Raw genomic sequence first — 20515 nt, 5'->3', positions numbered from 1 at the left:
CCATGTCCACCCGCTATCATTTGGCCATCGACATCGGCGCCTCGAGCGGGCGCCACGTCATCGGCTACGTCGAGGACGGCGTCATCCGCCTGGAAGAGGTCTACCGCTTCGACAACATCCAGGTGCGTCGCAACGGCCACGACTGCTGGAACATCGATTCCCTCTACGAGAGCATTCTCGAAGGCTTGCGGGAGTGCAAGCGTCGCGGCATGGTCCCCGAAACCATGGGCATCGACACCTGGGGCGTCGACTTCGTTTTGGTCGACGGCCAGGGCGCGCTCGTAAGCGACGCGGTGGCCTACCGCGATTCCCGCACTGAAGGTCTTCCCGAACGCTTCGATGCCGTCATGAAACCGGGCGCCCTCTACCGTACCTGCGGCATCCAGCGCCAGTCCTTCAACACCATCTACCAGCTCATGGCCCTCAAGCGGGAGCACCCCGACCAGCTCGACGCGGCCGCGCGTTTCCTCATGGTGCCCGACTACTTCAACTACCGCCTTACCGGCGTGATGGCCAACGAGTACACCAACGCCACCACCACCAACCTGCTCAACGCCCGCACGCGCGACTGGGATCCGGCGGTGCTCGACGCGATCGGCGTCGACGCGGGCCTGTTCGAAAAGCCCCTTATGCCCGGCACCACCCTCGGGGGCTTCACGCCCGAAGTGCGCGAGGCCGTGGGCTTCGACTGCCGCGTGATGCTGCCCGCCACTCACGACACCGGTTCGGCCTTCCTGGCCGTGCCTGCGCGCGACGACGATGCGGTCTACATCTCGTCGGGCACCTGGAGCCTTCTGGGCGTCGAGCACGAGGGTCCGATCACGAGCGAGGCCGCCCGCCTGCAGAACTTCACCAACGAGGGCGGCTACCAGGTGCGCTTCCGCTTCCTGAAAAACATCATGGGCCTGTGGATGGTCCAGTCGATTCGCCGCGAGCTCAACGGGGTCGACTACGTGGAAGGCAAGTCGCAGCGCAGCACCGCGATCGCCTGGGAAGGCCAGGGCCAGGTGGGCTTCGGCGACCTGATCGAAGCCGCCCGCGCCGCCCGGGGCTTCGAAGCCTACGTCAACGTCAACGACGACCGCTTCCTCGCGCCCGCTTCGATGATCGACGAGATCCGCGCGGCGTGCCGCGAGACCGGCCAGCCCGTGCCCGCTACGGTGGGCGAGCTCATGTGCTGCGTCTATCGCAGCCTGGCTCAGTGCTATGCCAACTCGATTGCCGACCTGGCCGCCCTTACGGGCCGCGACTACACGTCGATCAACATCGTGGGTGGCGGCTGCCAAGACGGCTTCCTCAACCAGATCACCGCCGACGCCTGCGGCCTGCCCGTCTACGCCGGCCCGGTGGAAGGCACGAGTTTGGGCAACCTGATCGTCCAGTTCCTCGATGCCGGGGATTTCGCCAGCCTGCAGGAGGCGCGCGACGCCATCCATGGCTCTTTCGATATCGGCGTCGTGGAACCCGCGGCAAATAAGCAGTAGAATCAACCACGGCTCAATTGCATTCCGCATACGGTCTGAAAAAACGGTATGTGGTCTGAAAGGAGAGGGGCGCCTTGCGGGGCGCCCTCATCTTGCTCACACGCATAGAGAAAGCGAGAACTATGAGCGACATCTACGAGTACGCGAAGGAAGCCTACGCCGCGTACGGCATCGATACCGACGCCGTCATCGAGAAGCTTTCCCAGAAGGCTATCTCCATGCACTGCTGGCAGGGAGACGACGTCATGGGCTTCGACCAGAAGGACAACGCGGCGTCCGGCGGCATCATGACCACGGGTAACTACCTGGGCCGCGCCCGCACCTTCGAGGAGCTCACCGCCGACTTCGAAAAGGCCGCAAGCCTCATCCCCGGCAAAAAGCGCATCAACCTGCATGCTTCCTACGCCGTCTTCAACGACGCCAATCCCTGGCACGACCGCGACGAGCTCGTCTACGACGATTTCAAGCCCTGGGTCGAATGGGCCAAGAAGAACGGCTTCGGCATCGACTTCAACCCCACGCTGTTCAGCCATCCCATGGTCAACCACGGCCTCACCGTGTCGTCGCCCGACAAGGCCACGCGCGACTTCTGGATCCGCCACTGCATCGCCTGCCGCAAGATCGCCGAGAAGATCGGCGAAGAGCTCGACGACATGGTGCTCAACAACTTCTGGATCCCCGACGGCCTGAAGGACGTTCCCACCGACCGCTTCGGCCTGCGCGAGAACCTGAAGAACTCCCTCGATGAAATCTACTCCTTCGAGACCCCGCACGTGGTCGATTCGATGGAGCAGAAGCTCTTCGGCATCGGCGTTGAGGGCTTCACCGTGGGCAACCAGGAATTCTACGTGTCCTACGCGGCCAAGAAGGGCGGCAATTTCGTCGTCTTGAACGACCTGGGCCACTTCAACGTGGGCGAAGACGTGCCCGACAAGCTGTCGAGCCTGTCGCTGTTCTTCCCCTACATCCCCCTGCACGTCACGCGTCCCATGCATTGGGACTCCGACCATGTGACCCTCTTCAACGACACGATGAAGGAGCTCGGCGAGGAAATCGTCCGCGTGCCCGGTCTGTGGGAGAAGTCGATGATCGGCATGGACTTCTTCGACGCCGCCATCAACCGCGTGGGCGCTTGGGCCACCGGCATGCGCACGATGGAAAAGGCCCTGCTCTGGGGCCTGTTGCAGCCCACCGAGCGTCTGAAGGAGTTGCAGAACACCTTCCAGGATTCCGAGAAGATGATGGTGCTCGAGCAGTTCAAGACCATGCCGTTCGGCATCGTGTGGGACGAGTACTGCCGTCGCGCGGGCGTGCCCGTTGACGCCAACGTCTGGCCCAAGGTCAAGGAATACGAGGACGAGGTCCTCTCGAAGCGCGCATAGCCAACGACATTCTGCCGGGGACGGGAGCCGTCTCCGGCTTTTTTACGGAAGGAAGTATGATCGCATGCCAATCGAACAGAGCAACTGCATCCGGCGCTTCGTGCGCACCTGCAACGACGGATGGCTGCAGGGCTGGCACGAGCGCAACGGCGGCAACCTCACCTACCGCATGACCCAGGAGGACTTCGACGTCTGCGAGCCCTATTTCAACCTGAAGGGCGAGGGCCACGAATGGATCGACCTGGGCATCAAGGCCCCGAGCCTGGGCGGCCAGTTCTTCATCACCACCGGGTCGGGCAAGTACATGCGCAAGGTGAGCATCGACCTGACCGACAGCATCGGAATCGTCGAGCTTTCCGAAGACGGCAGCGCCTACCGCAAGGTGTGGGGCTTGTCCAACGGCGGCCGCCCCACGAGCGAGCTGCCCACCCACATCATGAACCACGCGGTGCGCGCCCAGGCGACTGATGGGGAGAACCGCATCATCTACCATGCACATTGCCCCAACGTGATCGCCCTTTCCACCATCGTCGAACCCGACGCCCGCACGTGGAGCCGCATCCTGTGGAAGTCGATGACCGAATGCATCATCGTCTTCCCCGACGGCGTGGGCGTGGTGCCCTGGATGGTGCCGGGCGGTGCCGCGATTGCCGAGGCCACGAGCAAGCTCATGGAAGACTATGCCGCCTGCGTGTGGACCCAGCACGGCCTGTTCGTGTCGGGCTCGAGCTTCGACGACGCCTTCGGCCTGATGCACACGATCGAGAAGTCGGCCCAGCTCTACCTGATGGCCAAGGCGGCCAACGGCGGCGCCGAGCCCGCTTATCTGATTACCGACGACCAGCTCAAGGCCGTCTGCCGCGATTTCAACGTGGAGCCCAACAAGGCGTTTCTGGACTAGGTGAGGGATATGACCGTACGGAAAACCGCTGAAGGGCGGACCATCCAGGGTTTCAAGATGAAGCTCTACCCGGGGTTTGCCGCCGAATACGAAAAGCGCCACAACGAGCTGTGGCCAGAAATGCAGGATATGATCCACGAATACGGCGGACATAACTACAGCATCTTCATCGACGAGGAGACCAACACCCTCTTCGGCTACATCGAAGTCGACGATCCCGACACCTACGCCAAGTCGGCCGACACGCCGATCAACCGCAAGTGGTGGGACTTCATGGCCAGCGTGATGGAGACCAACGCCGACAACTCGCCGGTGTCGGTCGATTTGCCCTGCGCCTTCCATCTCGACTAGCGAGGCTTTTCCACGCGCTGGCAGAGGCGCGTGTGGTTAGCGAAGCGAGCGCTCGCTGCCCGGCGCGCGCTCGCTTGTTGTGTGCACATTTAGAAAAGAAAGGATTCTTGTGTCACTCTCCCAAGAACGTAAGAGCACCATCGCGGTGTCCCTTACCAACTTCCTCGACTCCGGCTGCATCGTGGCCAGCAGTCTTGGTCTTACCGCCTGGGCGGCCGCCTTCGGCTTCGATGCCGGCATGGTGTCCATCCTGGGCGCTATCGGTGCCAACGCCTTCGGCGCCGCCGTGGGCGCGCTCATCGGCGGCTTCCTCACCGACCGCTTCGGGCGCACGATCATCTACCGTTACAACCTGCTCGTGTACGCGCTCGGCGTGCTCCTGTGCATGATCGCCGCCAACCCGGCGATGATCATCATCGGCATCGTCCTGTCCGGCCTTTCGGTCGGTGCGGGCGTACCGGCGTCCTGGAGCTACATTTCCGAAACGAGCGCTTCGGTGCACCGCGCGGCCAACATCGGCATCAGCCAGTTCGCATGGAGCTGCGGTCCGGCGATCATCTTCTTCCTGTCGCTGATCATGTCCTTCGTCGTGACCCCCATGGTATCGGCCCGCATCCTCTTCCTCGTGCTCTTCATCGTGGCCCTTGTGGCCTGGAACATGCAGCGCAAGCTGCAGGAATCTGCCGACTGGGCCGAAAAGAACGAGGCTAAGGGCGAAAAGGTCTCCTTCGGCCGCATGATGGGCAACGCCCTGAAGAACCCGATCAACATCAAGACGATCGTCTTCCTCGTTGCCGTCTACCTGACCTGGAACCTGGCCGCCGGCACCAACGGCCAGTTCATGCCCTACCTCTACGCTGCCGCCGGCAACATCGACGCCACCGGCCAGAGCATCTTGGGCCTCGTGCAGTGGGTACTCGTCGCCGTGTGCTCGCTGGCGATCTTCAGCAAGCTGGGCGACAAGGTGCCTCATCGCGTCCTCTTCGGCGTGGGCGCCTTCATGGCCCTGCTGTCTTGGGTCGCCATCGCGGTGTTCGGCATCTCGCTGACCAATGGCACGAGCGCTTCCATGGGCTGGGTCCTGTGGGTCTACGTGATCCTGTGGGGCGTGTCCGCCGGCTTCTCCGCCCAGTGCTTTTACGCCCTGTGGGGCACCGAGCTGTTCCCCACCCAGTACCGCGGCGGTGCCCAGGGCATCATGTTCTTCCTGGTGCGCGCTGCGCTCGGCGTGTGGTCGCTTGTGGGTGTGGGCGCCATCATGGGCGATATCTCCGCGAACCCGGCCGGCTTCTTCCCGGCTGCCGTGATCATGTGCGTCGTGCTGCTCATCAGCCTGGTCGTGGGCGTCGTGTGGTGCCCCAATACCCAGGGCAAGACACTCGACGAGATCACCAAAGAGCGTTACGGCGATCAGATCTAGCATCGTCATTGCCTGTCGCGCGGCGCGCACTCGTGTGCGGCCAACTTGAACGGAGGCCCTGCGGCGAAGAGCTGCGGGGCCTCTTTGAGTAGGGGAGGGTCTGGCTGCCCCGGCGTACCCGCATGCCGTCGCCGGCCGATTACGCTGCCCGTTCGCGTGCGATCGTATGGTGGCGTTTGGAGGGATTCCCCGTTGGGAAGCATGCGCGAGAGGGCGACACCATCTGCGGCGGTGCGGGCTCGTTGCGTTCCGCGCGCGGCCCGAAACGATTTCGGCCCTCCTATGGTCTGTCAATCAAGTTTTCGAGTGCTCTCCTCGCGTATGCCATTCTTGTGGCGATCTAAGAGCGATTAGCTGTACATATTTCAGGTCAGCCAAAGCCCATTGCCAAGGGAAATGATTGCGAACACGTGCGGTATGCGGCTGAAGAGCGTGCGTTGCCTTCGAAAACTTGATCGGCAAGCCATTTCTCAGCTGAAATCGTTTCAGCGTTGAGGTCCTAGGCTCTCGCTGCTCGTTGCGTGGCCAAGGCGGGCCTTGTTCGCTTCCTGCTATGGGCTCACGCTGCAAGAGAGTGGCGACTTCGATACCGAAGGGGAGCGAAGAATCAATCGATTCCGACTAGCGTTCTTGTTTGCCTTATAACGCAAAACGGCCGACCCGGGTGGGTCGGCCGTTTACTGTTATATATGCGGTCGCTGGCGAAGGGCCCTGGCGTCGCTTGAGCTTTTAGTCGAGCTTCTGCTTGAGCAGGCCGTAGCCGCCGTTCTTGCGGCGGTAGAGGATGCAGAAGGCGCTGCTGTCGCGGTCGATGTAGCCGAAGAAATCGTGGCCGAGCAGGTCGATCTGCACGAGGGCCTCTTCTTCCGTGAGGGGCTCGAAGTCGACGTCCTTCACGCGCACGACGGCGTCGTCGGCCAGTTCGTCCATAAGCGCGTCGAAGTCGGGGGTTTCGGTAGCCTTGGTGCGAATCGAGCTCGCGTCGGTGCGCGTGTTGTGTTCGACCACGCGGGTCTTGAACTTGCGCAGCTGGCGCAGGACCTTGGCGGCTGCCACGTCGATGGCGGCGTACATGTCCTCTTCGCGCTCTTCAACGCGGATGAGGTGGCCCTTGGCGGTCATCGTGACCTCGCAAATGGCAGGCAGGGCGATCGAGGGGTTCTTTTCCATGTGAAGAACGACGTCGGCGGACAGGGGATCGATGTCCATAACCTTCATAGAGTTGCCGATTTTTTCTTCAGCATAGTCTTTCAAGGAGTCGGTTACGGGCATTTTACGGCCGGTGACTTTGATCTCCATGCGTATCACCTCTCGTGTGTAGGGAATAAAAAACGCCGGGAAGCAGGGGCGCGCACCACGGACGATGGCTAAGAATCGTGCATCGCAACCCTTCTTCCAAGCTGGTGATCCAAGTATAGCGCTTCCTGCTCATTACCCCAGGTAAATCCCCTCTCTTCGGTGGGGAAATGAGGACAACCCCGTGCCCGAGAGGGGTAATGTCCTGTCTGACCTGCGTAAACGCACGTTCGTGCGCTAAGGGGGCGGAGACCGTCGCCCTCGCGGGGATGGATGCGCCCGGAAGCGTAGGCAATCCGGCGCGCCGCAAACGTAGCGGTTCGATGGCGGTGAAACCGGGGCGGGGAAGAGCCCTTCTTCCGCCGTGGTAGAGTGAAGGGACGATACCCATGGGCCCCTGAGGAGAGAGAGCTCATATGCCTGCAAACCGTCCCTACATCCCCGAAGTCCACAAGCACGAGCAGCGCCGCCTGCGCTGGCAAGACTTCACCTCGTCGACCACGCGGTCGGCCATGATCATGCTCGTCGCGGCCATCGTGGCCGTTATCGTTGCCAACACCCCGGTCTATCCGGCCTTCTTGGAATTCTGGCACGCCGACGTCACGCTCGGCGTGGGCGGGATCGTACGGCACATGTCGCTCGCCCATATCGTCAACGACGTGCTCATGGCCGTCTTCTTCTTACTCGTGGGCCTGGAAATCAAGTACGAGGTGGTGGCGGGTGACCTGTCGAACCCCCGCCAGGCCCTTCTGCCCGTCGTGGCGGCCTTCGGCGGCGTCCTCGCGCCCATCGTTATCTATCTGGCCTTCAACGGCGGGTCGACCACGGCGTCCGGCTGGGGCGTGCCCACTGCCACCGACATCGCCTTCGCTTTGGGCGTCCTGTCGCTGTTGGGCGACCGCGTCCCCAACGGGCTCAAGGTCTTCCTGAGCACGCTCGCGGTGGCCGACGACATCATCGCCATCCTCGTGATCGCCATCTTCTACGGGCAGTCGCCCTCGCTTGCCTGGCTCGGCGCAGCCGCCCTCGTCATGGTGGCGCTCGTTGCGCTCAACCGCACCCACACCTATTCCCTGTGGCCCTATCTGGTTTTGGGCGTGGTCTTGTGGTACTGCGTGTTCATGTCGGGCGTGCATTCCACGATCGCCGGCGTCTTGCTCGCCTTCACGATTCCCTGCACGACCAACGTCGATGCGGCCAAATTCCCCGCCTGGAGCGAAAAGAAGCTTCGCCAAGCCAACGAGGCGCTCGACCCCTCCAACTTGGTGATCACGCAGGGCGCCTTCCTCGCGCCCATCGGGGAGCTGTCGCGTGTGGCGCGCCAGGCCGTGCCGCCCGCGCTGCGTTTGAGCCATCGGCTCGACCCCTGGGTCTACTTCCTCATCCTGCCCATCTTCGCCCTCACCAACGCTGACGTGAGCCTTACCGGCCTTTCCGTCGAAGCCCTCTTCGCGAGCCCTGTGCTGTTGGGCGTGGTGTGCGGCTTGGTGCTCGGCAAGCCCACGGGCGTCATGCTCACGAGCTTTTTGGTGGTCAAGCTCAAGCTCGCCAACCTCCCCGAAGGCGTGACCTGGCTGCAGATGTTCGGCGCTTCGGTCCTCGCCGGCGTCGGCTTCACTATGGCCATTTTCGTGGCCAACCTTGCCTTCACGTCCGACGCGGTCATCACGGTGGCGAAGGCGGGCATCCTCTTGGCGTCGATCGTGGCGGGCACGGCCGGCTTTGTCGTGCTCAGGTGTGCGACGCGTCCCAAAGAGGAAGCGCCTGCGGGCTCTGAGGTCTAATACGCGTACAGTATTGCGAATCGGTCGCGGAAACCTCGCGTGCCCACATTCGCTCCACATTTGACGAAGGCGGTTTTCGGACCGCCTTCGCGCGTATATGGGGGCCTTTCCTGCGGCAAGACCATATCTTGTGATGTGGGGAAACGCCCGTTGGCGCCGATGTCTACGCATACGGGAACACCTGTTCGCTTATGTGTATAGGTTACAAAGTAAGCCGCCGTCGCTCGGGCGTCGATCGTTTGCGCGCTCTCTTTTCCACCCATAAAATGGGCATCCAGAAAAGCCCTCATCGACTTTTAGACGGGACCCCTCTATGACCTCTAAACACCCTACCGTCCCTCGACGCACCTTCGTATCCGGCGCAGCCGCCGTGGCCGCGCTTTCCGCGCTGGGACCAGCCATCGCATTCGCCGATCCGGTTTCCGATGCGCAAAGCGCGCTCGACAGCGCCAACGCCGCAGCGGCCGACAAGCAGGCTCAAGCCGAATCGGCCCTTTCCTCGCTCAACGCCATGCAGGACAGCCTCGACCAGGCGTCCGACGAATACCAAGACGCGCTCGACGCCCAACAGGACGCCCAGAACAAGATGGACGAAGCCCAGCGGCAGATCGACGAATCGACGGCCAAGATTGAAGAGCTGCAGGGCAAGATCAGCACGCGCGTCCGCGGCGCCTACCGCACGGGCGGCTCCACCTTCCTCGACGTGCTCACCGGTTCCTCGTCGTTCGAAGAGTTCGCCACGGGGCTCGACCTGCTCGACAAGATGAGCCAGGAAGACGCCCAACTCGTTGCGAGCGTCAAAGACGAGCGCGCCACCCAGCAGGCGGCCTACGACGAGTACCAAGCTCAGAAGGAAGTGGCCGACCAGAAGGCTGCCGAAGCCGAGCAGAAGAAAAACGAGGCCGAAGCGCTCGTTGCCCAGTACCAGCAGACCTACGACAGCCTTTCTGCCGAAGTCCAGCAGCTCATCGAGCAGAAGCGCCAGGCTCAGGAAGACCTGAACGCCGCTCAGGCCCAGGCGCGCCTCGAAGAGCAGCAGCGCCAGGCGGCAGCCGCCGCAGCAGCGGCCGCAGCCCAGGAGCAGGCGGCCCAGCAGCAGCGCAGCTCGAATTCGTCTTCTGGCTCCGCTTCGGGCTCGTCGGGATCCTCTTCCGGCTCTTCGGGCTCGTCTTCGGGGTCGGGATCGTCCTCGGGCTCGTCGGGCAGCTATTCGGGCGGCGACGCCGTCTCCCGCGCCTACTCCTGCTTGGGCAGGCCCTACGTCTGGGGCGCCGTGGGCCCCGACGGCTACGACTGCTCCGGCCTGGTGAGCTACTGCATCACGGGCAGGCATTCGCGCATCGGAACGGCGAGTTCCTTCTATAGCTTGCCGGCCGTGAGCAACCCGCGCCCGGGCGACATCGTGGCCTGCAGCAGCCATCATTGCGCCATCTACATCGGCAACGGCCAGATGATCGAAGCGCCGCACACGGGTGCGGTGGTCCGCGTCTCCGCCATCCGCGGCACGAAAATCGTCCGCATGTAATTTTCATATGCCCAGCAAGATGCGCCTTTGTGCGCATCTTCTGGTTCAGGGGACTCGGAAGCGACCGTACTTGAGGCGTATGATGGGGCGCGTGACACAAGACTGATTCAGCACGTTCATCGATTTGTAGCAAAGGTGGTAGGCACGCATGGAACAGAGGACGACCCAGATTCCTCGCCGTTCGTTCGTTTTGGGCGCGGCGGCAGCGGGCATCCTGGCGGCGGCGAACCCCTCGCTCGCCTTCGCCGATGAAATTGCCGACAAGCAGGCACAGGCAGATGCCGCACTCGCTTCGCTCAACGCCATGCAGGACTCCCTGAACGAGAAGGCCGACGAGTACGACGACGCCGTGGCCGCTCAGCAGGAAGCCCAGCAGAAGCAGCAGGAAGCGCAAGACCAGATCGACACCCTTAACGGGCAGATCGAAAACAACCAGGGCAAGCTCGCCACGCGCGTGCGTGGCATGTACCGCACCGGCAGCAGCACGATCATCGACGTGCTCACCGGGTCGACCTCCTTCGAGGATTTCGCCACGGGCCTGAGCCTGATCAACAACATGAACCAGGAAACCGCCGACCTCGTGTCTGCCACGAAGGATTCGCGCGATGCCCTCGAACAGGCCAAGGCCGAATACGCCGCTCAGGAGCAGACGGCTGCCCAGAAGGCCAGCGAAGCCCAGCAGGCGGTCAACGATGCCCAAGACCTGGTCAACCAGTACCAGTCGACCTACAACAGCCTGTCGTCCGACGTGCAGCAGCTCGTCGCCCAGCAGCAGGCCGCCAACGAGCAGGCCAATGCCGCCCTCGCCGCCCAGACGGTCGCCGCTTCGGCGGCAGCCGGCGCCCAGGCGGAGGCTGCGGCCGCCCAGAACGCCGACAACGGCGGAAACGACGAGGGCGGCAACGGAGGCAACGGCAACGGAGGCAACGACAACGGCGGCAATGCCACTAACGGCGGCGGAAACGGCGGTGGAAATGGCAGCGGAAACGGCGGCGGCCAATCCGCTACGCAGTCGCAGTCTCAGGCGCAGACTTCGACCAACGCCGGCTCCACCGGCTCCCATTCCACTTCGGGATCGGCCTCTTCGACGAACACCTCAAAGCCGTCGCAGTCGTCGGGCAAGACCTACGACGGCGGTTCCGGCGTGGTCGGTCGCGCGCGCGCCTGCATCGGCGCGCCTTACAAGTGGGGTGCCGTGGGTCCCTACGCCTACGACTGCTCGGGCCTGGTGAGCTACTGCATCACCGGTTCCCATTCGCGCGTGTTCACCACGTCGTCCCTCATGGGTTATCCGGCCGTGAGCAACCCCCAGCCCGGCGACGTGTGCGTGCGCACCGGCCATACGGGCATCTATATCGGCGGCGGCCAGATGATCCACGCTCCGCATACGGGCGCCACCGTATGCGTGGCTTCGATCCAGTCGGGGATGAAGATCGTCCGTCCTTAGCGCGTCGCGCGTAAGGCATGGACATTTTTTGCCGAGCGCAGAAGCTTTTGCGCCACGCTCGGGCATTCTGTGGTAACATAGCCACCGCTGCAAACAGCAAACGGGTTGTGGCTCAGCTTGGTAGAGCGCTGCGTTCGGGACGCAGAGGTCGCTGGTTCAAATCCAGTCAACCCGACCACGATGTTAAAGGGGACGTGTCCGAAAGGTGCGTCCCCTCTTTCAGAAGTACGGGCATTTCATTCCCTTCCTAGGAGGCCTTGCATGAAATTAGGCGGAATCGGCGTACCTGAGCTCATCATCATCCTGGTGGTTGTGCTTCTCATCTTCGGGCCGAAGAACCTGCCGAAGCTCGGCAGCGCGCTCGGCAAGGGCATCAAGAGCCTGCGCGAGGGCATGAACGGCGGCAAGGAAAAAGACGCCGACGCGGCGGACGATGTCGAAGCCGCTTCCGAAAAGAAAGCCGAGAAGAAGGACGAGAAGAAGTCCGACGCCGAATAGCGCATCTCGCAACAGAAGAGGCGCTGCGGCGCTTTGGCTGGAATGTGCCCGAAAGGGCATTTTCCATTTACGTAGAAGGAAATCACCATGGCTGATCAGAACATCCTCACCGAAGAAGGCAAGCAGAAGCTCGAAGACGAGCTGCACTACCTCGAAACCGAGAAGCGTGCCGAAGTGGGCGAGCGCATCCGTGTCGCGCGCGAGTTCGGCGATATTTCCGAGAACTCCGAATACGACGACGCGAAGAACGAGCAAGGCCTGATGGAGGCCCGCATCGCCGAAATCACCAACATCCTTGCCAACGCTACCGTCGTGGCGACCTCCAAGCGGTCGGGTAAGGTGACCGTGGGGTGCACCGTCACTGTCGATATGGGCGGCAAGCAGCGCGACTTCACGATCGTGGGCGCTGCCGAATCCGACGTCCGCGAGGGCAAGATTTCCAACGAATCCCCGGTGGGCGCCGCGCTCATCGGCCATAAGAAGGGCGACGAAGTGACGGCCATCGGACCGACCGGCCGCGAGATTCCGATGACCATCGTTTCCATCAAGCACTAACGAGCGGCGGCCCCCAGCGGGCCGCTGTTTTGCGTTTCGACCGCGCGCACGCGCACAAGGAAGGACGACCCATGAGCGACGAGAACCGCACCAACGGCTCCGACGTTACCGAAATCGAAGACGACCCGCGCAAGGTGCGCCTTGCCAAGCGAGAGGCGCTGCTCGCTGCCGGCAAGTTCCCCTACGGCATGCGCTTCGATTACGACCAGCATGTCGACGCGCTCCAGCGCGACTACGCCGACCTTGAAAACGGCGCCAGCACCGACGACCGCGTGAAGACCGCCGGTCGCATCATCGCGATCCGCAACCAGGGCAAGATCATGTTCATGGTCCTGCGCGAGCGAATGGGTGACATCCAGCTCTTCTGCCGCGTGAACGCTTTGGGCGACGAGGCCTTCGCCGAGATGAAAGACCTCGACATGGGCGACTGGATCGGCGTCGAGGGCACGATGATGCGCACCAAGCGCGGCGAGCTCTCCATCGCCGTCGACGGCTTCACGCTGCTGTCCAAGTCGATTCGCCCCCTGCCCGAAAAGTTCCACGGCCTTTCCGACAAAGAGACCCGCTACCGTCAGCGCTACGTCGACCTCGTGGTGAACCCCGACGTCAAGCAGGTCTTCGTGAACCGCTCGAAGATCATCGCCGCCTGCCGCGCCTACATGAACAGCCTCGACTTCCTCGAGGTCGAAACGCCGATTCTGCAGGAGATCATGGGCGGCGCCAACGCCAAGCCCTTCATCACCCACTTCAACGCGCTCGACCAGGAATGCTACCTGCGCATCGCCACCGAGCTGCACCTGAAGCGCTGCCTGGTGGGCGGGCTCGACCGCGTCTACGAAATCGGCCGCATCTTCCGCAACGAGGGCATGGACCACACCCACAATCCCGAGTTCACCACCATCGAGGCCTACCAGGCCTTCGGCGACATCGACAGCATGAAGGAGCTGGCCGAAGGCTTCATCAAGGCCGGCCTGCACGTGGTGAGCGATTCCGAGGTCATCGAATACCAGGGCCAGACGATTGACCTGTCGGGCACCTGGAAGAGCATCCCGCTGGCCGAGGTCGTGAGCGCCCATGTGGGCGAGCACGTCGACATGGACACGCCCGTTGCGCATCTGCGCGCCCTGCTCGACGCCAACAAGCTCGAATGGCAGGAGGACTGGGGCGCGGGCAAGCTCCTGTTCACCCTCTACGACGAGCTCTGCGAGCAGGAGATCGTGAACCCCACCTTCGTGTGCGACTACCCGGTCGAGGTGTCGCCGCTCGCCAAGCGCAAGCCTTCCGACCCGCGCCTCACCGACCGCTTCGAACTGGTGATCGCCGGCCACGAGTACGCCAACGCCTTCACCGAGCTCAACGACCCGGTCGACCAGGAGAGCCGCTTCGCCGCCCAGATGGAAGCCAAGCGCCACGGCGACGAAGAGGCCATGGAATACGACACCGACTACATCCGTGCGCTCGAGTACGGCATGCCCCCGGCGGGTGGCATCGGCATCGGCATCGACCGTATGGTCATGCTGCTCACCGACCAGCCCTCGATTCGCGACGTGCTCCTGTTCCCGCACATGCGCCCCGAGCGCAACACCAACAACCCCAACGCCAAGGGCGTGGCGGCGGCCAAGGCCGCGGCCGACGTGGCTGAGACGAGCGCCGAAGTCGCGGCTGCGGCCGAGCTGGGCGCCAAGGACGGCGCGGCTGCCGACGCGGCGCCCGACGCTCAGTGGGTGAGCACCCTGCCCGCGCCCGCGGAAGGCGATAAGCTCGATGCCGGCATCACCCGCGAGGCGGCGCTCGAACTGCTCAAAGCCCATAACAAGGACGAGTTCCATATCGTGCACGGCGAGACCCTTGAAGGCCTCATGCGCTACTATGCCGCAAAGTACGACCCTCAGAACGTGGACTTCTGGGGCATCGTGGGTATGCTGCACGACCTCGACTGGGAAGAGTTCCCCACCGAAGAGGAGCACACGGTCAAGGCCGCCGAAATGCTGGCCGAAGCGGGCGCCAACCCGCTCGTGGCGCGCTGCATCCAGACGCACAATTCCGACCTGCGCGCCGATCTGCCCGAACCCGAAGCGCACATGGAAAAAGTCCTCTATGCCTGCGACGAGCTGTCGGGCCTCATCCAGGCCTGCATCGCCGTACGCCCGAGCCATTCGGTGCAGGATTTCACGGTGAAATCGCTCAAGAAGAAGTTCAAGACCAAGAGCTTCGCCGCCGGCTGCGACCGCGACGTCATCGCGCATGGGGCGGACCTGCTCGGCATGGAGCTTCCCGACCTGTTCGCGAGCGTGATCGAGGCCATGAAGGCCATCGACCCCGACAAGGATAGCTTCCGGCCCGCTGAGTAGGGCGATAAGAGGCAATTGCCCTGTATGAGCGCCCCGGTTTCAAGCCGGGGCGCTTTTTCGTGTGGGGGGTGGTCGGTCGCGTCGGGTTGCGCGGGCTTGCGCCCGTACCGGGTCCGCATCCCCGCATCCTCTCGTTTCCCCGCGCCGGCCCGCTCAAAATGCACGGGGATTGCAACCCGAACGGGAAAAGGCCCTTCGAAAACTCGTTTTGCAAGGGAAATGCAGGCGAAACTGGGAACGGCCGTGCATCTTGTGCAGATTCCTGCAACGACCCTGCAAGATGAGCGGGATTTCCCCGTTCGACCTGCAACAGCCGTGCGAAACGAGCGGAAGGCCCCGCATACGGGGCCCGAACGCCAGAATCCCTGCAACGGGCGTGCGAAATGAGCCGGGGGCTGCAACGGCCCTGCATCTTGAGCGGGCCGCGTGCGACAACCGCGCATCCTGTGCGGGTCTGCTGCAACGGGCGTGCACCTTGTGCGGATCGCGTGCAACGATCGTGCATCTTGTGCGGACCCGCTGCAGCAACCGTGCAAGATGAGCATCCGATTGCGGCGGGCGTGCAGAGCGCCGTTCGCGGCGGGGCGCTGGCGGTTCGGGCGCCCTCATTACGGAAAGGTGTCAGATTGGCACCTAGGCGCCGGTGAATTGGCAGTCGGAAAATTAGAGTGCTAGGATGGTTCGCGAAACACAGCCTGAAAGAAAGAGGCATCGATGTCATTCGACAAATTCACCGATAAGGCGCGCAAGGTGCTGGTGATTGCCCAGGATGAGGCTCGAACCCTGCATCAGCCCTACGTGGGCACCGAGCATATCCTGCTTGCCCTTATCAAGGAAAAGGACGGCTTGGCCGCGCAGGCGCTCGAGCGCCTCAACGTCCACTACGACGACGTGGTCACCGCCATCAAGCAGATTGTCACGATCGACCCCGAAGCCGACGTGTCGGGCCATCTGGGCTTCACCCCGCGCGTGAAGCTCGTGCTGGAAAACAGCCTGCGCGAAGCTATGCAGATGGGGCAGAGCTACATCTCCACCGAGCACCTCCTGCTCGGCATCGTCCGCGAGGGCGAAGGCACGGCCATCGAAGTGCTCGGCCGTCTGGGCGTTTCGGGCGACGCGGTGCGCAGCGCCCTGAACGACCTCGTGGGCCAGTCGTCGGTCTTCGCCGGCCGCCCCGGCGTCGACACGCAGGCCCCCAAGTCGGGCGGCGCTCTGAAGGAGTACGGCACCGACCTGACCCGGAAGGCCGCCGACGGCAAACTCGACCCGGTTATCGGCCGCGCGGGCGAAATCGAGCGCATCATGCAGATTCTCTGCCGACGCCAGAAGAACAACCCCCTGCTCATCGGCGAGCCCGGCGTGGGCAAGACCGCCGTCGCCGAAGGCCTGGCCCAGCTCATCGTGAGCAATCAAGTGCCCGACATCCTGCGCAACAAGCGCCTGTTCACGCTCGATATCTCGAGTATCGTGGCCGGCAGCAAGTACCGCGGCGAATTCGAAGACCGCCTGAAGAAGTGCATCAAGGAAGTCGTCGACGCGGGTGACATCATCCTGTTCATCGACGAGCTCCACACCCTGATCGGCGCCGGCGCCGCCGAAGGCTCGATCGACGCCGCCAGCATCCTGAAGCCGCCGCTGTCCCGCGGCGAGATCCAGGTCATCGGCGCCACCACGATCGACGAGTACCGCAAGCACATCGAAAAGGATTCGGCTCTCGAACGCCGCTTCCAGCCCGTTATGGTCAACGAGCCCAACGAAGAGCAGTCGGTCCGCATCCTGCAGGGCTTGCGCGACCGCTACGAGGCGCACCACCACGTGAAGTACACCGACGAGGCCCTGCAGGAAGCCGTCACGCTTTCGAGCCGCTACATCCAAGACCGCTTCCTGCCCGACAAGGCTATCGACGTCATCGACGAAGCGGGCGCCCGCCAGCGCATCCGCAACATGACCCTGCCGCCCGAGCTTTCGGCCCTCGACGACGAGCTGCGCGACGTGCGCGGCAAGAAGGAAACGGCTATCGCCGACCAGAACTTCGAGGAAGCCGCCCGCCTGCGCGATCAGGAAAAGCAGCTCAAGGGCAAGCGCGCCCAGGCGGAAGCCGACTGGAAGGAAAACTCCCAGAAAGAGGTTCCCCAGGTGGGCGCCGAAGACATCGCCGACGTCGTGTCGATGACCTCGGGCGTGCCCGTCTCCGACCTCACCGAAGCCGAAGCGAGCAAGCTCCTGCGCATGGAAAGCGTGCTCCATCAGCGGGTGATCGGCCAGGACGAAGCGGTTACCGCCGTGTCGAAGGCCATTCGCCGTTCGCGCAGCGGCCTTTCCGACCCCAAGCGCCCCACGGGTTCGTTCATCTTCTGCGGCCCCTCGGGCGTGGGCAAGACCGAACTGGCCAAGGCTCTTGCCGAGTTCCTCTTCAACAGCGAAGACGCTCTGATCAGCTTCGATATGAGCGAGTACATGGAAAAGCACACGGTGTCGCGTCTCATCGGTTCGCCTCCGGGCTACGTGGGCTACGACGAGGGCGGCCAGCTCACCAAGGCCGTGCGCCAGCGCCCCTATTCGGTCGTGCTCTTCGACGAGATCGAAAAGGCCCATCCCGACGTCTTCAACATCCTCCTCGAGATTCTCGAAGAGGGTCGCCTCACCGACGGCCAGGGCCGCGTGGTCGACTTCCGCAACACCGTCATCATCATGACGAGCAACGTGGGTGCCCGCGACATCGCCCAGACCCAGACGCTGGGCTTCGGCGCCTCGTCGCAGGGCCCGTCGGACAAGGACATCAAGGCGAGCGTGACCACCGAGCTCAAGAAGCTCTTCCGTCCCGAGTTCCTCAACCGCATCGACGAGGTCATCGTGTTCAAGAGCCTCACCAAGGAGCAGATCAGCGAGATCGTCAAGCTCATGGTCGACGACCTGCGCCAGCGCCTGATCGCCCAGAACATGACGATCAACATCACCGACGAAGCCTGCCGATACATCGCCGAGCAGGGAACCGACGTTACCTACGGCGCTCGCCCGCTGCGCCGCGCGATCCAACGCCTGCTGGAAGACCCGATTTCCGATCAGGTCCTCGAAGGCCGCTGGACGAGCGGGTCGGTCATCGACGTCGACTTCAAGGACGGCGAGCTCACCTTCGAGGCGGGCACGGGTTCGATTCCGGCGCCGCGCAAGCGCGACAGCATCGCTCGCGAAGCCGAGCGCCTGATGATGGGCTACGACTTCTCGAACACGGGAAGCGCCCTGCCGAGCGGCGGCAGCGTCGAAGGCGGTGCGGCCGACTAACGGTTCGGTCGTGGCGGTGCGCAACGCATAACCATCGCACGGGCGGACGGCCAGCGGGTCGTCCGCCCGTTTTCGTGCCCGGCCCCGCCCGCTCGCGGGAGCCGGGCGCAATCCGAAAAGAAAGGACCTTCCATGGCAGATACTCTCGCCACCATCCGCGCGCGTCGCAGCGTGCGCAAGTTCAAGCCTGACATGATTCCGGCCGACGTGCTCGACCAGGTGCTCGAAGCCGGCACCTGGGCGCCTACCGGCATGGGCCGGCAGAGTCCCGTGATCTTGTGCGTCACCGACAAAGCGGTGCGCGACGAGCTCGCCCGCATGAACCGCGAGATCATGATCGAGATCGGTATGGGCGTCAAGCTCGGCATGGACCCCTTCTACGGGGCGCCTGTGGTGTGCGTGGTGCTCGCAGACGCCCAGGCACCCACCGGACGCGACGACGGCAACCTCGTTATCGAGAACATGATGCTCGCCGCCACCGACCTGGGGCTCGGGAGCTGCTACATCTACCGTGCCAAGGAGGAATTCGAGCGCCCCGAGGGCAAGGAGATCCTGAAGAAGGCCGGCATCGAAGGCGACTACGTGGGCGTGGGCCACGTGATCTTGGGCTACGCCGATATGTCCCCCAAGGCCGCCCCGCGCAAAGAAGGCTACATCTACAGGCTTTAGCCTAAAGGGCGCCTTCGGTGCGCTCGTTGTATCATGAAGGGCATCGGGCGCACGGGCGCCCCTGTCACGTGAAGGAGCGTGTATGGACGAGAAAGAACCGGCGAGCGAGTGCGCGGGGACCGTCGACCCGATTTTCGCACCGACGTCGCTGCATGTCCCTGAAAAGCTCTTAGAGAGTCTCGACTTCGACGCGCTCACCGAAAACATGGCCAGCTTGGAAGGCAAAGTCGACAAACATCCCAAGACCGCGGCCATCATCCTGGCCGGTGGCCACGGTGAGCGCTTCGGCCGCGAAGGCGGCAAGCAGCTGGTGGAAATCGCCGGCAAACCGGTGCTCACCTGGTCGGCCGAGGCCTTCGACGCCGTGGGCGACATCGGGCTCATCGTAATCGTCTGCCCCGAAGACCGCCAGAAGGAATACCTCGCACATGCGATTGATCCCTTCCCGTTCGTCACGCCCATCGTGCTCGCACCGGCTGGGTCGCTGCGTCAGGAAAGCGCCTTCAACGGGCTCGAATACGTGCCCGAAGACTACGAGTTCGTCGTCCTGCACGACGGCGCCCGCCCCCTGATCAGCCCCGAGCTCATCGAGCATACGATCAACACGGTCAAGGGCAACTTCGACGCCGACGGCGCCGTGGTCGCGCACCCGTCGGTCGACACGCTCAAGGTGGTGGAAGACGGTGTGATCATGGGCACGCCCGACCGCACGGTTTTCTGGAACGCGCAGACCCCCCAGGTCTTCCGCGCCAACATCTATCGCCGCGCTCAGGCCCAGGCCCTTGCCGACGGTTTCGTGGGCACCGACGACTCGTCGCTCATCGAGCGGCTGGGCGGCAAGGTACTCGTGGTCGAAGGCAAGCGGGACAACATAAAGCTCACCGTGCCCGAAGATTTCCTCATGCTCGCGGCGGCGGTGCACACGCGCTTGGCGGAGGAGGGCGGTAACGTTGAATAGCATGGCAGGCCTCCGCATCGGTTTGGGAACCGATGTCCACAAGCTCGTCGAAGGGCGCAAGCTCATCATCGGCGGCGTCGAAATTCCCTACGAGAAGGGCCTGCTCGGCCATTCCGATGCCGACGTGCTCGCCCATGCAGTGTCCGACGCCCTGCTCGGCGCTGCCCGCGCCGGCGACATCGGCAAGCTTTTTCCCGATACCGACCCCGAATGGGAAGGCGCCGATTCGCTCAAGTTGCTTACCGCGGTGGCGGGGCATATTTCCGAACTCGGCTTTGAAATCGTCGACGTCGACTGCGTGATCAGCGCCCAAGCGCCCAAGATGGCCCCCTATCGCGATTTTATGCGGTCGAATCTGGCGGCAGCCATGGGCATCGACGTTGACAACGTCGGCGTAAAGGCCACGACGACTGAAAAGCTCGGCTTCGAAGGCCGCGGCGAGGGCATTTCCGCCCAGGCGGTCGCCTTGCTCGAAAAGGTGCGCTAGACGCGCCTCGCCGCCGTGCGCATACCTTCATCGCCCCCCCCTTGCAGGAACACCGCCTGCAAGGGGGCTCGTGCGCAGGGGTTCTGCCGCGCGTCCGTGCGGAGCGGAACCCCTGCCGGTTTCTA

The 20515-nt window shown here is 63.4% G+C and carries 16 protein-coding genes and 1 tRNA gene; 16 read left to right on the top strand and 1 reads right to left on the bottom strand.

Annotated features, from left to right (window positions below):
* Nucleotides 1-2 precede the first annotated feature (2 nt).
* The 5 genes from rhaB to BN3270_RS04340 all read left to right on the top strand — a co-directional run bounded on the left by rhaB (nucleotide 3) and on the right by BN3270_RS04340 (nucleotide 5538).
* Nucleotides 3-1484, top strand: a complete 1482-nt coding sequence (gene rhaB, locus BN3270_RS04360; protein WP_058985943.1) for a rhamnulokinase — start codon at nucleotides 3-5, stop codon at nucleotides 1482-1484.
* A 122-nt stretch (nucleotides 1485-1606) separates the two neighbouring features.
* Nucleotides 1607-2866, top strand: coding sequence for an L-rhamnose isomerase (locus tag BN3270_RS04355; protein WP_058985942.1), 1260 nt, complete (start codon nucleotides 1607-1609; stop codon nucleotides 2864-2866).
* Between the two features lie 64 nt (nucleotides 2867-2930).
* Nucleotides 2931-3767, top strand: coding sequence for a rhamnulose-1-phosphate aldolase (rhaD, locus tag BN3270_RS04350; protein WP_058985941.1), 837 nt, complete (start codon nucleotides 2931-2933; stop codon nucleotides 3765-3767).
* 9 nt (nucleotides 3768-3776) lie between these two features.
* Complete coding sequence (gene rhaM, locus BN3270_RS04345; RefSeq protein WP_058985940.1) at nucleotides 3777-4118, top strand: L-rhamnose mutarotase; 342 nt, start codon at nucleotides 3777-3779, stop codon at nucleotides 4116-4118.
* Between the two features lie 109 nt (nucleotides 4119-4227).
* Nucleotides 4228-5538, top strand: coding sequence for an MFS transporter (locus tag BN3270_RS04340; RefSeq protein WP_058985939.1), 1311 nt, complete (start codon nucleotides 4228-4230; stop codon nucleotides 5536-5538).
* A 729-nt stretch (nucleotides 5539-6267) separates the two neighbouring features.
* On the opposite strand, the gene hpf is transcribed toward BN3270_RS04340, so the two are convergent.
* On the bottom strand, nucleotides 6268-6837 hold the full coding sequence (hpf, locus tag BN3270_RS04335; protein ID WP_058985938.1) for a ribosome hibernation-promoting factor, HPF/YfiA family: 570 nt from the start codon (nucleotides 6835-6837) through the stop codon (nucleotides 6268-6270).
* Between the two features lie 413 nt (nucleotides 6838-7250).
* Here hpf and nhaA point away from each other — a divergent pair, with 413 nt between their 5' ends.
* From nhaA to ispF, 11 genes are all read left to right on the top strand, one after another.
* Nucleotides 7251-8618 (top strand): Na+/H+ antiporter NhaA, encoded by a 1368-nt coding sequence (gene nhaA, locus BN3270_RS04330; RefSeq protein ID WP_058985937.1) that lies wholly within the window; start codon nucleotides 7251-7253, stop codon nucleotides 8616-8618.
* Between the two features lie 313 nt (nucleotides 8619-8931).
* On the top strand, nucleotides 8932-10143 hold the full coding sequence (locus tag BN3270_RS04325; RefSeq protein ID WP_058985936.1) for a coiled-coil domain-containing protein: 1212 nt from the start codon (nucleotides 8932-8934) through the stop codon (nucleotides 10141-10143).
* A gap of 148 nt (nucleotides 10144-10291) precedes the next feature.
* Nucleotides 10292-11590, top strand: coding sequence for a C40 family peptidase (locus BN3270_RS04320; RefSeq protein WP_058985935.1), 1299 nt, complete (start codon nucleotides 10292-10294; stop codon nucleotides 11588-11590).
* Nucleotides 11591-11691: 101 nt separating this feature from the next.
* Nucleotides 11692-11768 (top strand) — tRNA-Pro (locus tag BN3270_RS04315).
* An 83-nt stretch (nucleotides 11769-11851) separates the two neighbouring features.
* Complete coding sequence (gene tatA / locus BN3270_RS04310; protein WP_058985934.1) at nucleotides 11852-12088, top strand: twin-arginine translocase TatA/TatE family subunit; 237 nt, start codon at nucleotides 11852-11854, stop codon at nucleotides 12086-12088.
* Nucleotides 12089-12175: 87 nt separating this feature from the next.
* Entirely contained in the window at nucleotides 12176-12643 is a 468-nt protein-coding gene (gene greA, locus BN3270_RS04305) for a transcription elongation factor GreA (RefSeq protein WP_058985933.1), read from the top strand.
* 71 nt (nucleotides 12644-12714) lie between these two features.
* A complete protein-coding gene (lysS, locus tag BN3270_RS04300; RefSeq protein ID WP_058985932.1) occupies nucleotides 12715-14994 on the top strand; it encodes a lysine--tRNA ligase in 2280 nt (759 codons plus the stop codon).
* Between the two features lie 714 nt (nucleotides 14995-15708).
* Nucleotides 15709-18276, top strand: a complete 2568-nt coding sequence (locus tag BN3270_RS04295; RefSeq protein WP_058985931.1) for an ATP-dependent Clp protease ATP-binding subunit — start codon at nucleotides 15709-15711, stop codon at nucleotides 18274-18276.
* A gap of 132 nt (nucleotides 18277-18408) precedes the next feature.
* Nucleotides 18409-18945, top strand: coding sequence for a nitroreductase (locus BN3270_RS04290; RefSeq protein WP_058985930.1), 537 nt, complete (start codon nucleotides 18409-18411; stop codon nucleotides 18943-18945).
* Between the two features lie 82 nt (nucleotides 18946-19027).
* Nucleotides 19028-19903, top strand: a complete 876-nt coding sequence (gene ispD / locus BN3270_RS04285) for a 2-C-methyl-D-erythritol 4-phosphate cytidylyltransferase (protein ID WP_058985929.1) — start codon at nucleotides 19028-19030, stop codon at nucleotides 19901-19903.
* A gap of 1 nt (nucleotide 19904) precedes the next feature.
* Nucleotides 19905-20390: a 2-C-methyl-D-erythritol 2,4-cyclodiphosphate synthase gene (ispF, locus tag BN3270_RS04280; protein ID WP_058985928.1), complete on the top strand. Its 486-nt coding sequence runs from the start codon at nucleotides 19905-19907 to the stop codon at nucleotides 20388-20390.
* Nucleotides 20391-20515: the final 125 nt, after the last annotated feature.

The sequence above is a fragment of the Hugonella massiliensis genome, assembly GCA_001486445.1.
Taxonomy (GTDB): domain Bacteria; phylum Actinomycetota; class Coriobacteriia; order Coriobacteriales; family Eggerthellaceae; genus Hugonella; species Hugonella massiliensis.
Note: the sequence above shows the minus strand (reverse complement) of the source record. Positions and strands in the feature narration are given on the sequence as shown.

What these genes read in the sequence shown, in the direction of transcription:
- greA (WP_058985933.1), top strand. Translation starts at nt 12,176, where the DNA reads ATGGCTGATCAGAACATCCTCACCGAAGAAGGCAAGCAGAAGCTCGAA.
- BN3270_RS04320 (WP_058985935.1), top strand. Translation starts at nt 10,292, where the DNA reads ATGGAACAGAGGACGACCCAGATTCCTCGCCGTTCGTTCGTTTTGGGC.
- rhaD (WP_058985941.1), top strand. Translation starts at nt 2,931, where the DNA reads ATGCCAATCGAACAGAGCAACTGCATCCGGCGCTTCGTGCGCACCTGC.
- BN3270_RS04355 (WP_058985942.1), top strand. Translation starts at nt 1,607, where the DNA reads ATGAGCGACATCTACGAGTACGCGAAGGAAGCCTACGCCGCGTACGGC.
- tatA (WP_058985934.1), top strand. Translation starts at nt 11,852, where the DNA reads ATGAAATTAGGCGGAATCGGCGTACCTGAGCTCATCATCATCCTGGTG.
- hpf (WP_058985938.1), bottom strand. Translation starts at nt 6,837, where the DNA reads ATGGAGATCAAAGTCACCGGCCGTAAAATGCCCGTAACCGACTCCTTG.
- BN3270_RS04295 (WP_058985931.1), top strand. Translation starts at nt 15,709, where the DNA reads ATGTCATTCGACAAATTCACCGATAAGGCGCGCAAGGTGCTGGTGATT.
- ispD (WP_058985929.1), top strand. Translation starts at nt 19,028, where the DNA reads ATGGACGAGAAAGAACCGGCGAGCGAGTGCGCGGGGACCGTCGACCCG.
- BN3270_RS04290 (WP_058985930.1), top strand. Translation starts at nt 18,409, where the DNA reads ATGGCAGATACTCTCGCCACCATCCGCGCGCGTCGCAGCGTGCGCAAG.
- BN3270_RS04325 (WP_058985936.1), top strand. Translation starts at nt 8,932, where the DNA reads ATGACCTCTAAACACCCTACCGTCCCTCGACGCACCTTCGTATCCGGC.
- lysS (WP_058985932.1), top strand. Translation starts at nt 12,715, where the DNA reads ATGAGCGACGAGAACCGCACCAACGGCTCCGACGTTACCGAAATCGAA.
- nhaA (WP_058985937.1), top strand. Translation starts at nt 7,251, where the DNA reads ATGCCTGCAAACCGTCCCTACATCCCCGAAGTCCACAAGCACGAGCAG.
- rhaM (WP_058985940.1), top strand. Translation starts at nt 3,777, where the DNA reads ATGACCGTACGGAAAACCGCTGAAGGGCGGACCATCCAGGGTTTCAAG.
- rhaB (WP_058985943.1), top strand. Translation starts at nt 3, where the DNA reads ATGTCCACCCGCTATCATTTGGCCATCGACATCGGCGCCTCGAGCGGG.
- ispF (WP_058985928.1), top strand. Translation starts at nt 19,905, where the DNA reads ATGGCAGGCCTCCGCATCGGTTTGGGAACCGATGTCCACAAGCTCGTC.